This window comes from Mucilaginibacter sp. P4_C11 (genome assembly GCF_056402115.1).
In genome coordinates this window covers 101,501-114,542 of sequence record NZ_JBFUIA010000017.1, presented here as the reverse complement: position 1 = coordinate 114,542, position 13,042 = coordinate 101,501, and the positions used below count along the sequence as shown (strand labels likewise).

General features: G+C 44.8%; 12 protein-coding genes. 5 read left to right on the top strand and 7 right to left on the bottom strand.

The window, feature by feature from the left end; all coding sequences use genetic code 11:
• Positions 1–2 precede the first annotated feature (2 nt).
• Positions 3–374 carry a BlaI/MecI/CopY family transcriptional regulator gene (locus AC1DU2_RS17025; protein ID WP_090638409.1) on the bottom strand — a complete coding sequence of 124 codons (372 nt, stop codon included), beginning with the start codon at positions 372–374 and terminating at the stop codon, positions 3–5.
• Positions 375–538: 164 nt separating this feature from the next.
• On the opposite strand from AC1DU2_RS17025, the gene AC1DU2_RS17020 reads away from it, so the two are divergent.
• The 3 genes from AC1DU2_RS17020 to AC1DU2_RS17010 are packed head-to-tail and all read left to right on the top strand — an operon-like array spanning position 539 to position 2,945.
• Positions 539–1,942, top strand: coding sequence for an MBL fold metallo-hydrolase RNA specificity domain-containing protein (locus AC1DU2_RS17020; RefSeq protein ID WP_477385424.1), 1,404 nt, complete (start codon positions 539–541; stop codon positions 1,940–1,942).
• A gap of 21 nt (positions 1,943–1,963) precedes the next feature.
• Complete coding sequence (gene parS / locus AC1DU2_RS17015; RefSeq protein ID WP_477385423.1) at positions 1,964–2,494, top strand: type II RES/Xre toxin-antitoxin system antitoxin; 531 nt, start codon at positions 1,964–1,966, stop codon at positions 2,492–2,494.
• A complete protein-coding gene (locus tag AC1DU2_RS17010) occupies positions 2,478–2,945 on the top strand; it encodes an RES family NAD+ phosphorylase (RefSeq protein WP_477385422.1) in 468 nt (155 codons plus the stop codon). The genes parS and AC1DU2_RS17010 overlap by 17 nt, the downstream gene beginning before the upstream one ends.
• Before the next feature lie 55 nt (positions 2,946–3,000).
• Here AC1DU2_RS17010 and AC1DU2_RS17005 read toward each other — a convergent pair whose 3' ends face one another.
• Positions 3,001–4,569: a M28 family metallopeptidase gene (locus tag AC1DU2_RS17005; RefSeq protein WP_477385421.1), complete on the bottom strand. Its 1,569-nt coding sequence runs from the start codon at positions 4,567–4,569 to the stop codon at positions 3,001–3,003.
• A gap of 144 nt (positions 4,570–4,713) precedes the next feature.
• Between AC1DU2_RS17005 and AC1DU2_RS17000 the strand changes: the two genes are divergently transcribed.
• On the top strand, positions 4,714–5,070 hold the full coding sequence (locus AC1DU2_RS17000) for a bleomycin resistance protein (RefSeq protein WP_477355122.1): 357 nt from the start codon (positions 4,714–4,716) through the stop codon (positions 5,068–5,070).
• Positions 5,071–5,084: 14 nt separating this feature from the next.
• Here AC1DU2_RS17000 and AC1DU2_RS16995 read toward each other — a convergent pair whose 3' ends face one another.
• Together AC1DU2_RS16995 and AC1DU2_RS16990 are read right to left on the bottom strand one after the other, a co-directional pair.
• Positions 5,085–5,927, bottom strand: coding sequence for an isoaspartyl peptidase/L-asparaginase (locus AC1DU2_RS16995; protein WP_477385420.1), 843 nt, complete (start codon positions 5,925–5,927; stop codon positions 5,085–5,087).
• Between the two features lie 116 nt (positions 5,928–6,043).
• Positions 6,044–6,964, bottom strand: coding sequence for a cyanophycinase (locus AC1DU2_RS16990; RefSeq protein WP_477385419.1), 921 nt, complete (start codon positions 6,962–6,964; stop codon positions 6,044–6,046).
• A gap of 255 nt (positions 6,965–7,219) precedes the next feature.
• Between AC1DU2_RS16990 and cphA the strand changes: the two genes are divergently transcribed.
• The gene (cphA, locus tag AC1DU2_RS16985) at positions 7,220–9,847 is read left to right on the top strand and encodes a cyanophycin synthetase (RefSeq protein WP_477385418.1); all 2,628 of its coding nucleotides are present in this window, start codon (positions 7,220–7,222) and stop codon (positions 9,845–9,847) included.
• 152 nt (positions 9,848–9,999) lie between these two features.
• Here the strand turns inward: cphA and efp are convergent, their stop codons facing one another.
• The 3 genes from efp to AC1DU2_RS16970 form a co-directional block, all read right to left on the bottom strand.
• Positions 10,000–10,563 carry an elongation factor P gene (gene efp / locus AC1DU2_RS16980; protein WP_477355133.1) on the bottom strand — a complete coding sequence of 188 codons (564 nt, stop codon included), beginning with the start codon at positions 10,561–10,563 and terminating at the stop codon, positions 10,000–10,002.
• Between the two features lie 645 nt (positions 10,564–11,208).
• A complete protein-coding gene (locus tag AC1DU2_RS16975) occupies positions 11,209–12,177 on the bottom strand; it encodes a zinc-binding alcohol dehydrogenase family protein (RefSeq protein ID WP_477385417.1) in 969 nt (322 codons plus the stop codon).
• Between the two features lie 7 nt (positions 12,178–12,184).
• Positions 12,185–13,006, bottom strand: a complete 822-nt coding sequence (locus AC1DU2_RS16970; RefSeq protein ID WP_477385416.1) for an alpha/beta hydrolase — start codon at positions 13,004–13,006, stop codon at positions 12,185–12,187.
• Between the last annotated feature and the right edge of the window lie 36 nt (positions 13,007–13,042).

Here is a 13,042-nt window from a genome sequence, read left to right as displayed (position 1 = left end):
AACTATTTGTCTTTAAGTTTTTCAATCAGTTTCATGATCTCATCAGCCTCTTTAAGATCAATTTTCTCTTTCTTTACAAAAAAGGAAAGCATCCGGTTAACCGAATTATCAAAATATCCGCTCAGTAATTTATCCGATGCAAAATCCTGGTATTGGTCTTTACTTACTATGGGATGGTACTGGTGGCTTTTACCAAATGCGGTGTGCCCCACAAAACCCTTTGTTTCCAGTATCCGGATAATGGTTGATACCGTATTGTAAGCCGGCTTTGGCTCGGGCAGCATATCAATAACATCTTTTACGTATGCTTTTTCAAGCTGCCATAATACCTGCATTAGTTGTTCTTCGGCGCGGGTTAATTCTTTAATTTCCATGTGCGTTGTGTAAAAAATGCCAATGTTTTTTTAAATTACACCGGCTATCCAATTGGTTAATCTAAGTTAGAAACTATAAATCAAAATAACAACTAAAGGCTTAGTTTTGTTTTATTAAACATTAAATCCTCATCTTCGTTATGTTACTTTATACCCAATTATAAATGAATATAACCTTTCATGGCGCTGCACGTAACGTTACCGGCAGCAAACATCTTATCCGCCTAAAAGATGACACCTCCATATTGCTAGATTGCGGCATGTTCCAGGGCATGGGCGATCAATCCGACAACCTGAACGAGCATTTCGGGTTTAATCCGAAAAAGGTTGATTATATGGTATTATCGCATGCGCACATTGATCATTGCGGATTAATACCCCGGCTGGTTGCCGAAGGTTACAACGGCCCTATTTACTGCACCCCCGCCACTATGGATCTTGCCCGCATCCTCCTGATGGATTCGGCACATATCCAGATGCAGGATGCCGAGTATAGCAACAAGCACCGCGCACGCAAAGGCTTACCCCTGCTTGAGCCGCTTTATACAGATAAAGAGGCCATGGATGCACTAAGGCTTTTTAAACTTGTTGAATACAACGAAGAGTTTGAGATTACACCACAGATAAAACTAAAGCTTACCGATGCCGGGCATATTTTGGGCAGTGCGGCGGTGCACTTGGCAATTACCGAGGATGGCAAAGTTACCAACATTACCTTCAGCGGCGATGTTGGCCGTTATGATGATATGCTGCTGAACGATCCGCAACCGTTTGACCAGGCCGATTATATTTTACTTGAATCTACCTATGGCGATTCGTTACACAAGGACCAGGGCCCGATTGAGGAAACTTTACTGGAAATTATTAAACAAACCTGCGAGGTTAAAGGCGGCAAAGTTATAATACCGGCTTTTAGCGTTGGCCGCACGCAGGAACTACTCTACGCGTTAAACGCCCTGGAGTTAAAAGACTCATTGCCCGATTTGCACTATTATGTAGATAGCCCCCTATCAGAAAAAGCTACCGAGGTTTTAATGCACCACCCCGAAGTGTATAATAAACAGGTTAAAGCCGTATTAAAAGTTGATGCCAATCCTTTCGGTTTTAAGGGCCTGCGTTTTATCCAGTCAACCGAAGAGTCAAAGGCGCTGAACGATGACCCGCGACCGTGCGTTATCATCTCCTCATCGGGTATGGCCGAGGCCGGGCGCGTTAAGCACCATATTAAAAACAACATCAACAATAATAAAAACACCATTTTGATGGTAGGCTACTGCGAACCAAGCTCTCTTGGCGGACACCTGCTTGCCGGCGATCATGAGGTACGCATTTTTGGTGAAATGTACCCTGTAAATGCCGAAGTACGCTCGATAAGATCAATGAGCGCCCATGGCGATTATGACGACTTGCTGCACTTTTTGGCCTGCCAGGATCCGGCGAAAATAAAAGAGGTATTCCTTGTTCACGGCGAATATGAAGTTCAAAAACATTTTAGCAGCAAGTTAAAAGACAAAGGTTTTAACCATGTTGAAATACCTTACCAGCACCAAAAGATCGAATTAAATTAACAGGAAAAAATTCTTTTGTTTTTGGAAAATTTTCTATATTTGGGTTTGGATAGTAAAACGATGGCAAAAGAGAAACTACAAACAGGCAAACAGAAAACTCCTGTAATTTATAAGGACACCGAAATGGTAAGCGTTGTAAATGACTTTGAAGGGGCCTATATCCGCCAGCCAAAGTATACAGATGCGATCAGCTTGCTCAATACCTCAAAAAAAGGCCTGGAAGCAAAAACCGCCCTTGATTTTTTGGCATTATCGGGTTTTACACAGGACGAATTCCAGGAAACATTTAAAACCACAGTTAAAACTATCCAAAACCATGTTAACAAGGATTTAAAACTGGACGCCTCCCTAAGCGAAAAGCTGCTTAAATCATTTGCGCTATTTGATACCGGCATTGAAATATTTGGATCTGGCCGGGCTTTTCATCAATGGCTTACTACTCCGGCTTATGGGCTTGGTAACAGGTTGCCTTTTGATATGATGGATACTATTACCGGCATCCAACTTATCGAAGAAGAGCTTATCCGCTTACAATTTGGCGATTTGGCTTAAGATGCTGGTTTATCGTATTGCCCTCCAAAAATATGCGCACAAACTTGCCGCCTCGGGCAGGGCGGCCCGGTGGAATCCTAATGATTTGGAAATGATATATACCGCATCGTCCCGCTCGCTTGCCTGCCTCGAGAATGTTGTTCACCGAAGCCAGGCAGGGCTTACCCTTGTTTTCAACGTGATGACAATTGCAGTTCCGGATGAGTTAACCATACTCAATATAAAAAAGGAAGATTTACAACTTAACTGGCAGGAATATGACCAAATGTTGTATACCCAGCAATTGGGCGAAAACTGGATCAACGAAAAACGCTCGGCCATATTAGCTGTACCATCCTCGATAATTGAAGAAGAAATAAACTACCTCATCAACCCAAAACACGACGACTTTAAAGCTATCCTGCTAATTAAAACAGAGCCCTTTACGTTTGATAAACGGATAAAGCAATAAAAAAGCGATGAGATAACCCATCGCTTTTTTATGCTGTTTGATATAATTCGATCAATTAAAATCCCCGCGCCGGTTGTGGCTTAGGCAATTCTTTACGTGGTATCATTTCTGCCCGTTGGCTGGTGTTGTACACAAACGATGCTATGATGGTTGCAGCCTGTTTCAAATCATCTTCAATCAGGCGATCATAGGTATCCTGGTTACTGTGGTGAGTACGCGAACCATAGTCAATAGCATCTTGTATAAACTGAAAGCCCGGAATGCCAACCGCATCAAAAGACTGATGATCTGTACCGCCTGTATTGCTAATGGTAACCGTAGTGGCGCCAAGGTCTTTAAACGGCTCCAGGTATGATTTAAATATCGGACCGGCAGCAGAGTCGCCTTGTAAATAGATACCTCTTATTTTACCGGTACCATTGTCAAGGTTATAATAAGCCGATAGCTTGGCCTGCTCAGGTTTCAATTCCATAGTTTTAGGATCGCCAAAATGGTTAAGAACATAACCCCGTGAACCAAACAGTCCCTGTTCTTCCGAACTCCATAATGCTATACGGATGGTGCGTTTTGGTTTAAAGCCAATAGCTTTCAGTATACGCATAGCCTCCAGCATTACCGCGCTGCCGGCAGCGTTATCAGTTGCGCCGGTAGCGGCATGCCACGAATCAAGGTGACCACCTATCATTACCACCTGGTCTTTTAATTTTTTGTCGGTACCCGGTATTTCACCAACCACGTCATAGCCTTGCAGGTCATCGGTAAAAAACTGGGTTTTAATATCTACTTCAAGCTGTACTGGTTTGCCTGCATTTACGAGGCGTAAAATACGTTGAAAATCTTCGCTGCTGGTTTCCAGTTCAGGCGCAACGGCCTTTGCGGTATCAGCATATGATGCGCCGTTGGTGGTAAATACGGTACCATCTGTGCCCCGGGCCTGGCTTAGTACAAGGGCGACTTTCTCGGCCTGCAAAAATGCACCTAACGAAGTTCTGAACGCACGCAGTTTACGCATTGCTGCAAACTGCGGCGAGTTTGGATCAAATGCAGTACGCTGGCGGGCAGGGGCCATGGTGGCCTTTTCCATCTTATCAAGCTCCTCCTCGGTGTAACGGGCTGCATCTGATTTAAATGTCCGTTCGGTGAGTGGTTTGGTATCAAATATTACAATTTTACCGGCCAGCTTACCTTTGTACCTTTCCAGGTCGGCGGCCGAATCGGCTTTTACTACCATTACGTCGCCTTTTATCAAGCCACCTGTACCTGGGGTCCATGCTTTAGGGATAGCTATAATGGCATGATAGTATGGCACGGTAATGGCCGCGTAGTTTTTTTGAACTTCCCAACCCTTGCCAAATTTACCCCACGATTCCAGCTTGGCATTGGCTATGCCCCAGGTTTTCAACTGTTCAACTGCCCAGTTCTGAGCGCGTTTTAAACCCGGCGACCCTGCCAAACGTGGGCCGGATACATCGGTTAAGTAAAAGGCGGTTTCCATCACTTTAGAATGGTTAAGGCCTTCTTCGCGAATTTTTTGAACCATGGCCGGATCAACGGTTTCCTGTGCGAACAACTGTGCGCCTATGCCCGCAGAAAGCAGGCATGAAAAAAGTAGTTTTAGTTTCATAGTTAATAATTAATAAGATCAGTTAATAACAAACCTATTTATTAATCAACAAAAAACCGCGGCCACGCCTTAACAAAGTTGTTACATGTAAAAGTTTTTGAGGTATATTTGGGTTTATCCCTGAATTAAGCCAATTTTTAAGCCATGTTACAAAAAGCCATCCCCATCCTGGCATCATTGAATGCAGCAGAAACCATACAATTTTATACCGAAAAGCTAAACTTTGAATTAGTGGCTAATTGGGATGGATATGTTATTTTTAACCGGGACGAAATCACCATTCACCTTTGGCCTACTGACGACCCCGAACTTCCTAAAAATACCGGCTGCTACATCAACGTAACCGAGGTTGATAAGCTATACGCCGAATACACGCCTCAAGGCGTAGTGCACCCCAATGGCAAACTCAAAAACATGCCCTGGAAAAGGCGCCAGTTTAGCATCCTGGATAACAACGGTAATATTATTCATTTTGGAGAGGATACTTCGGTCGAAGTATAAAAGTAAACTGATCGTTAATCAAAAACCTCTACATCATCGTCATGCAGCGCCCAAACCATATAGGGATGGGTATCGGCATGGTAAATATGGCCATCGGCCGAAATACCGATAATGCCGGCAAAGCCGTCGTAGGGTTTCATTTCGTCTAACGTTTTCCCGGCAGCAACCGAAATTGGCAAACCATCAGTAACCCGGGTGACAATTTTTGTCGCTACCGAACCACTTACAATGTCTTCGCCAACGCCCGTACAGGATACCGCTGCAAAACCATTGGCATAATTACCGGCGGTAGTTGCCGAATCACTTACCCGGCCCGGGATTTCGAAGCCTTTGCCGCCTGTTGATGTGGCAGCGGCCAGGTTGCCATAAAGATCAAGCGCCACACAGCCAACGGTGCCTAACCTAATCGAGTCACTCAGTTTTTTTTCGTATTCATGCCTGCGTTGCGGGGTTTCGGGGTTGTAATAGGCTATACCATTTTCTGTAGCAAAATCTTTTGCGCCTTTGCCGCTTAAAACACGGTCGTCATAAGCCATTAGCTTTTCGGCTATGCATATTGGGTTTTTCACATCCTCGATATTAATAACACCAGAAAACTTTTGCGTTTTACCATCCATTAATGAAGCACTCAGGCGAATTTTGCCATCACTTTGTATTTGCGAACCGGTACCGGCATTAAACAGGTCGCAATCTTCCAGCAGCCTAACGGTGTAAACAACGGTTTCCAGCGCGGTATGGCTTAACAGGTATTTATGACCCGCCTGCACAATATCTTTTAAAGCCTGTTGTTTGGCTTGTTTTACTTCCTGGTTAGTTTGCGATTCGCTAAAGAAACCGCCATGGATAATAATCTTCATTTTGAATAATTTAGATGATTCAAAAATTTAGTGTAAAATAAACGCTTTGGGATAGGTTTATTAAAAAACAGCCTGGCTAAAGCTCTCTTTTTTTGGAGAGGGATTGGGTGAGGCTCTTATTGCAAAAGGTCGCTGTCGGGCGCGTGTATAAACATACCCTCTTCCACCTTAACTGTCTTTTTAATCATTAAGCGGTGTTGTGCCAAATCGTATTTATCATATATAGACATCACATGCACTTTTAAATTTTCAATAGAAACCGGCGAGCCAATTTCGACATCATAAATATTGGTAGCTACAATATTCCTGCCATCCACCAAAATAATTAAGCCCGAACCAATGGCTTCCATGATGTTGCCTTCGGTTATCAGCAAACCGGCGTCTTCGCCCAGGCCAATACCCAAAATGCCGGGATTGGTTGCTACGGCGTACATTAACCTACCTATGCGGCCGCGTTGTACAAAATGGGTATCTACAATTACAGAGTCCACAAAACCCAATCCGGCAGTTATCTGCACCTCGCCTTTAATAAGCGCCTCGTTACTTTGGCCTCGGTAAATCATATGCGTTGATGCCGCTGCAGCCCCTGCCGATGTGCCTGCTATCACAAAGTTTTCATGCAGATATCTCTTTTTCAGGATCTGTAAAAACTCCGTTCCGCCAAAAATAGCGGTCAGCCTTAATTGGTCACCGCCGCTAAACATAACCACGTCTGCTTTGCGGATGCGGTCTAAATACTCTTTTTTTGCTGCGTCCTCGCGGCTTTTAATATGCAACACGTTAACGTGGGTAACATTAAGCTGCCCAAACGCTTTAATATACTCTTCGCCCACCAGCTCCGGAATCTGCGACGCAGTGGTAATAACCTCAACTAACGAGCCATGGTGCTTAGCCGATTCGGTAATAATCCGCTTTAAAATGCCCTGTTCAAAAAATTTAATATAGTCAGGCTGCAAAATGTGTTCCTGTATGGTTACGTTGCTCCCCATATCAACCGCACCGCCTATAATTATTAGTTTTCCTTTCGGGACAATCATTTCTTTTAAGTTTTGGGTTGATTGGCTTGGATTAGGTTGATTAGTTTAGTTTGCCCAAAAACAAAAGCAACCATTCTCTCAATCAACCTAATCCAACCCAATCAACTAATAAAACCACAAATTACGATAAAATGAACCAAAAACACAGTCTGTTATGAACAAATAATGCCTTTTTACCTTTAAAAGTTTTATTTACAGTGTTAAGTTTTATAGTTTTAAAGAAATTAAGCCCTTAAAGAATTTTGAAGCAAGCCTATGAAGATTGAGAATATACAAGTGTTGCGCGGCCCGAACATCTGGAGCATAAACCGCAAAAAATTAATACAGATGCGGCTTGACCTGCAGGAAATGGAACACAGGCCAACTAACGAAATTGATGGCTTTTATGAGCGTTTAGAAAAACTGCTTCCCTCGTTATATTCGCACCGCTGTTCGCCCGGAGTACCAGGCGGCTTTTTTCAGCGGGTTATTGCCGGCACCTGGATGGGACACGTTATTGAGCACATAGCGCTTGAAATACAAACCCTTGCCGGCATGGACACCGGCTTTGGCCGTACGCGTGAAACTAAAACAAAAGGCGTTTACAACGTGGTGTTTGCTTATATTGAAGAAAAGGTTGGCGCCTTTGCGGCAGAATCTGCCGTGCGGATTGCCGAAGCCTTGATAAAAGGCGAAGACTACAACCTGGAGGCCGATATACAGGAGATGCGCGAAATTCGTGAAAACACCCGTTTAGGGCCAAGCACAGGATCAATTGTAGAAGAGGCCATTGCAAGGGATATCCCATGGATCAGGCTCAACAATCAATCATTGGTACAGTTGGGCTATGGCAAAAACCAGGTACGTTTCCGCGCTACCATGACCGAGAAAACCAGCTGTATAGCCGTTGATATTGCCAGCAATAAGGATGAAACCAAGCGCATGCTACAGGAGCAAGCCATCCCGGTTGCTAAGGGCATGACCATATCATCTGTTGCCGGCGTAGCCGAAGTTATTCGTAAAGTGGGCTTTCCGTTGGTGTTTAAGCCGCTGGATGGCAACCATGGCAGGGGCATTTCTATCAATATCCGGACAGAAGAAGAAGCTATTGCTGCCTATGAGCATGCCGCCAAAATATCGCGAAGGGTTATTGTGGAGCGTTTTATTACCGGCTATGATTTCCGGGTGCTGGTAATTGATAACAAAATGGTTGCCGCCGCCCTACGCGATCCGGCTCATGTAACAGGTGATGGTGTATTAACCATACAGCAACTTATTGACAAGGAAAATACCGACCCACGCCGCGGATACGGACACGAGAATGTATTAACACTGATTTCTATTGACCGGGATACTTTGGACCTGCTTGAAAAAAAGGGTTACACACTTGATACCGTGCCTGCCAAAGGTGAAAAAGTGTTTGTAAAGTCGACCGCCAACTTAAGCACAGGCGGCACATCTGTTGATGTTACCGACCATGTGCACCCGCAAAACGTTTTTATTTGCGAACGCATATCAAAAATAATAGGCCTTGATATTTGCGGTATTGATATTATGGCCGAAAACCTGCATGAGCCCCTTACCGAAAACGGCGGTGTAATACTTGAGGTTAACGCCGCGCCTGGCTTCAGGATGCACATTGCTCCAAGCGAGGGCCTGCCACGCAACGTTGCAGGGCATGTGTTGGATATGCTTTATCCCCCGGGCAAGTCGGCTCGTATCCCTATTATTGCCATCACCGGCACCAATGGCAAAACCACCACAACCCGCCTGATAGCGCATATTGTAAGAAATAACGGGCACCGGGTAGGCTTTACCACATCTGATGGTATTTATGTGCAAAACACCATGATGCTTAAAGGAGATACTACCGGGCCGGTAAGTTCGGAGTTTATCCTGAAAGACCCTACCGTTGATTTTGCTGTATTGGAAACCGCCCGCGGCGGAATCCTGCGCTCGGGTTTGGGATTTGGCTTTTGCGATATTGGTGTAATTACCAATATCCAGGCAGATCATCTTGGCCTGGCCGATATTCATACACTCGACGACCTGGCAAGGGTAAAAGGCACTGTATTAAATTCAGTAAAAAAAGATGGCTGGGGCGTTTTAAATGCCGATAACGAGTATTGCGTTCGTTTAGGCAACAAGGCCGATTGCAACATAGCCTATTTTAGCCGTAACGAAAACAATCCTATCATCAAGGCGCATTGCCGCAAAGGCGGGATAGCTGCCGTTTGCGAGAATGGCTTTATCACCATCCAAAAAGGCGATTGGAAAATCCGCGTACAACGCACTATCCTTATCCCCTTAACTTTTGGCGGTACGGTACCGTTCATGATCGAGAATGTACTTGCGGCTACGTTGGCAACCTTCCTATGGGGGTTCAAGACCGAGGATATCAAAATGTCGTTAGAGACGTTTATTCCTTCTGCAGCGCAAACGCCGGGGCGTATGAACATCTTTGAGTTTAAAGATTTTAGGTTCATGATTGATTTTGCGCACAACCCGGACGGCTTTAACGGCATCAAGGAGTTTTTAAGGCATATCGATTCGCCATTGAAAATTGGCATTATAGCCGGCACCGGCGACAGGCGCGACGACGACATCCGCGAAGTTGGCAAAATAGCAGCCGAAATGTTTGATTACATCATCCTGCGGCAAGAAAAACACCTTCGCGGCCGTACCGAAGAAAACATATTGACCCTGCTTAAAGAGGGTATTTACTCTGTTGACGCCAATAAGCCTTGCGAAGTAGTATCAAAAGAAATTGACGCCATTAAACACGCTATGAGCATGGCCAAACCAGGCAGTTTTATAACCGCCCTTAGTGATGTCGTTGATAACGCCATCGAAACGGTACAAAATTACCAGGAGCAGGAAAGGAACGGGTTGTTTAATATTTAGGCCCCCTCTGCCCCCTGAAGGGGGTACTTTTAAAAGGCGTAAACATCAAAGCCCGGTTCTTTCGAATCGGGCTTTGATGTTTAAATATATTTAATAAATGTGAAGCAAAACGTACCAATCAAAAAGTACCCCCTTCAGGGGGCAGAGGGGGCCTACCCTTTCACTCTTTCTACATAGGTTCCGGTAGCGGTATCAACTTTTACCTTGTCGCCAATGTTAATAAAAAGTGGCACACGAATCTCTGCGCCGGTTTCTACAGTGGCGTTCTTTTGAGCGCCGCTCGAGGTGTCGCCTTTAACGGCAGGCTCGGTATATGTAATTTCCAGCTCGGCCGATCCGGGGATTGAGCCCATGATAGGCTCATCACTTTCAAAGGCTACTATAACGTTCATCCCCTCTTTTAAGAACTTAACCGCCGGGCCAAATAAAGCTTTGGGAACGTTATGCTGATCATAAGTGGCGTTATCCATTACTACTAACGAATCGCCATCCTCATATAAATATTGATAATCGCTGGTTTCAACACGGGCTATATCAACCTCCTCGTCAGTGCGGAAGCGGTATTCAACCAATTTTCCCGATTTTACGTTACGCATACGGGCCTGGTAAAATGCACGCAAGTTACCTGGTGTCCGGTGCAAAAATTCTTCTACCTGCACTAACTCGCCATTAAAGCGAAGCACATTTCCATTTTTAACATCTGATGCTTTGGCCATAAAATAATATTGAGGCGCAAAACTAAAAATTAGATTTGAGATGTGGGATATGAGATTTAAGATTTTTATACCGGAGATAATCAAGAGGTTAAAGCCCCGAACGTTGGGACTTTGAACAACCAAAACGACTTGCTTACTTGAACCAAACTGAGAAGTTTAAGTGGACAACATTACTGCGCCCGCTATGATGGGCATAGTTTTAAAACCGGCTATTTTCAACCCTATTTTACAAACAAGCCGCCGGACGGCATAAATAAAAGAAAAATCATTATTCTATTTGATCTAATTCTCGCCAAAACCATAAGCGTTGTTGCTGAAAACAAGTAAAAAAATCCTTCATGGATAATTATATGAAGACAGAGCAGCCCCTATGCAATGTGTTTATTATTAAAGCAAACTGCCGCAAGCGACATGGAGCAAGTTTCTTCGGCCTTCAAAATCCCATATCCTCCTTTTGCCGAACAGCCTGACGGCGATTCTAATAACAATAGGCAGAAACTTTACAAACTGCCCATCATACACAATTACATCACCCTTTATTAAAGCTCATTACTTTGGCATGTTCCTGTAGTTCGGCCTTAAATCCAGGCTCGTAAAAACGGGGTTTGGCAACAATTATCAGCCTACTTTACAGTTATATCGCTTTTAAATTTCTACCACAATTTTTCCTTTAGCCTGGTTGCTTTCCATGTAGGTATGTGCTTGGGCAACCTGGTTAAGTTTAAACACTTTATCAATGTTGAGTTTAATTGTTCCACCAGCTACGGCATCTATAAATTCCTGTAAATGGTCTTTATGAAGGTTGGAGGCATCGCCCATGTAAACTGTGAGGCGGCCCAGTGACGGAATATCGCCCATGGGGGTAAACTCGTTCATCGTCCAGCTGCCGCCCAGTATACCGGTCATGCAAACTACGCCTTTGGGCCTGATACATTTAAGCGAGTCTTTAAGGCTTGCAATACCAACCAGTTCAAGCACCTTATCAACGCCCTGCGGATATATTTGCCTTAGTTTTGAATTAACATCGCCATCGTCAATGACCACATAATCGGCGCCATTTTCTTTCAGGTGGGCAACTTTAGCTTCATCCCGGGTAGTTGAAATCACCGTCAACCCCATACTTTTCGCCAGTTGGCAGGCCAGCATACCAATAGATGATGTACCACCGCGAATGAGCAGTGTTTCACCTGTTTTTATTTCCAATGCTTCATTCAGCGAGCCCGAAACAGTCTGGAACATTTCGGGGATGGCGCCAAGCACCGCCCAGGGCAAATCGCTTTCAAACGGAAAAACAATGGTATTGGGAACAAGCGTGTATTCGGCATATCCTCCGTCAAATTCGCGGCCCATGCCGCCCATTATGGCAGCCACTTTCTGGCCTTTGTGGTAAGTACCCGACGGATCATTCTCCACCTCGCCTACGCATTCAATACCCTGTACGCGCGGAAACATGATACCCGGCGAGTGGCCCTGCCGCGTAAATAACTCCGACCGGTTTAAGCCAAAGGCTTTTATTTTAATTAACACCCAGCCTTCTTTTGCTGCTGGTATGGGTAGGTCCTGTATTTGTATAACTCCGGGCATACCGGGTTGTGTGGTTACTGCTGCTTTCATGCTGTTGTTAGTTTTTAGGAGCGTTTAAAAATTCTGCCACCTGGCCAAGCAATCTTTGTGATGCATCGGTATCGATACCCGATAACGGCCAAACGTGGTTTTGATTTTCATAAATGGTTAAAGTTGCATCGGGCTGAACTTGTTTTACCGTATCATAAAAGTTCCTGCTGTCGTCCAGCAATATCTCATTGCTGCCAACAACAATAAGCACCGGTGGGAATTTGTTTAACCGCGCGTTTTCGGGGCTTACTATTTCGATGGGCGAATCGCCAATATAATCGGCGGCCGAGGCCTTTGCATATTCACGGCTCAGCACCGGATCAATGGCGCGGTTTTCTTCATGCGATGGATTATCGCAGTGCAAACTTATCCATGGCGAAATCAGTACTGCCGCATTGGGAGGTTGAACTTTTTGTTTAAGCATTTGAGCAACGGCATACACAATTAAACCGCCGCCGGCGCTATCGCCGATAAAATCAACCTGGTAGCCGGGGTAGCTGTTAAGCAGTTCTGTGTACACGGCAAAAACATCATCGGGTGCTGCCGGGAATGGGTTTTCGGGCGCCAGCGAATAATCGACAAACAAGATATTTGCGCCTGTCGCCACGGCAAAATGGCTTACCAGGGCCTCGTGCGAGCGGATGGAGCCAACCGCAAATGCGCCGCCGTGCAGGTACACAACTATCTTTTCAGGGTTGGCATTAACCGGGGTTAGCCAATAACAATTAACGCCGGCTATCAATACTTGTTCTGTTTTTACCGATGGTGCTTTAGGATAAATTGCGCCCAGGGTTTCAAACCGTTCTCTTCGTTTTTTTATATCTTCCATTGCTTTGTGCTTTTTTTTATGGATGAAAAATCATCT

Excerpts from the sequence above, each read along its gene's own strand:
- AC1DU2_RS17025 (WP_090638409.1), bottom strand. The coding sequence starts at position 374 with ATGGAAATTAAAGAATTAACCCGCGCCGAAGAACAACTAATGCAGGTA.
- AC1DU2_RS17005 (WP_477385421.1), bottom strand. The coding sequence starts at position 4,569 with ATGAAACTAAAACTACTTTTTTCATGCCTGCTTTCTGCGGGCATAGGC.
- efp (WP_477355133.1), bottom strand. The coding sequence starts at position 10,563 with ATGGCCAAAGCATCAGATGTTAAAAATGGAAATGTGCTTCGCTTTAAT.
- AC1DU2_RS16990 (WP_477385419.1), bottom strand. The coding sequence starts at position 6,964 with ATGATTGTCCCGAAAGGAAAACTAATAATTATAGGCGGTGCGGTTGAT.
- AC1DU2_RS16995 (WP_477385420.1), bottom strand. The coding sequence starts at position 5,927 with ATGAAGATTATTATCCATGGCGGTTTCTTTAGCGAATCGCAAACTAAC.
- AC1DU2_RS17020 (WP_477385424.1), top strand. The coding sequence starts at position 539 with ATGAATATAACCTTTCATGGCGCTGCACGTAACGTTACCGGCAGCAAA.
- AC1DU2_RS17000 (WP_477355122.1), top strand. The coding sequence starts at position 4,714 with ATGTTACAAAAAGCCATCCCCATCCTGGCATCATTGAATGCAGCAGAA.
- AC1DU2_RS16970 (WP_477385416.1), bottom strand. The coding sequence starts at position 13,006 with ATGGAAGATATAAAAAAACGAAGAGAACGGTTTGAAACCCTGGGCGCA.
- AC1DU2_RS16975 (WP_477385417.1), bottom strand. The coding sequence starts at position 12,177 with ATGAAAGCAGCAGTAACCACACAACCCGGTATGCCCGGAGTTATACAA.
- cphA (WP_477385418.1), top strand. The coding sequence starts at position 7,220 with ATGAAGATTGAGAATATACAAGTGTTGCGCGGCCCGAACATCTGGAGC.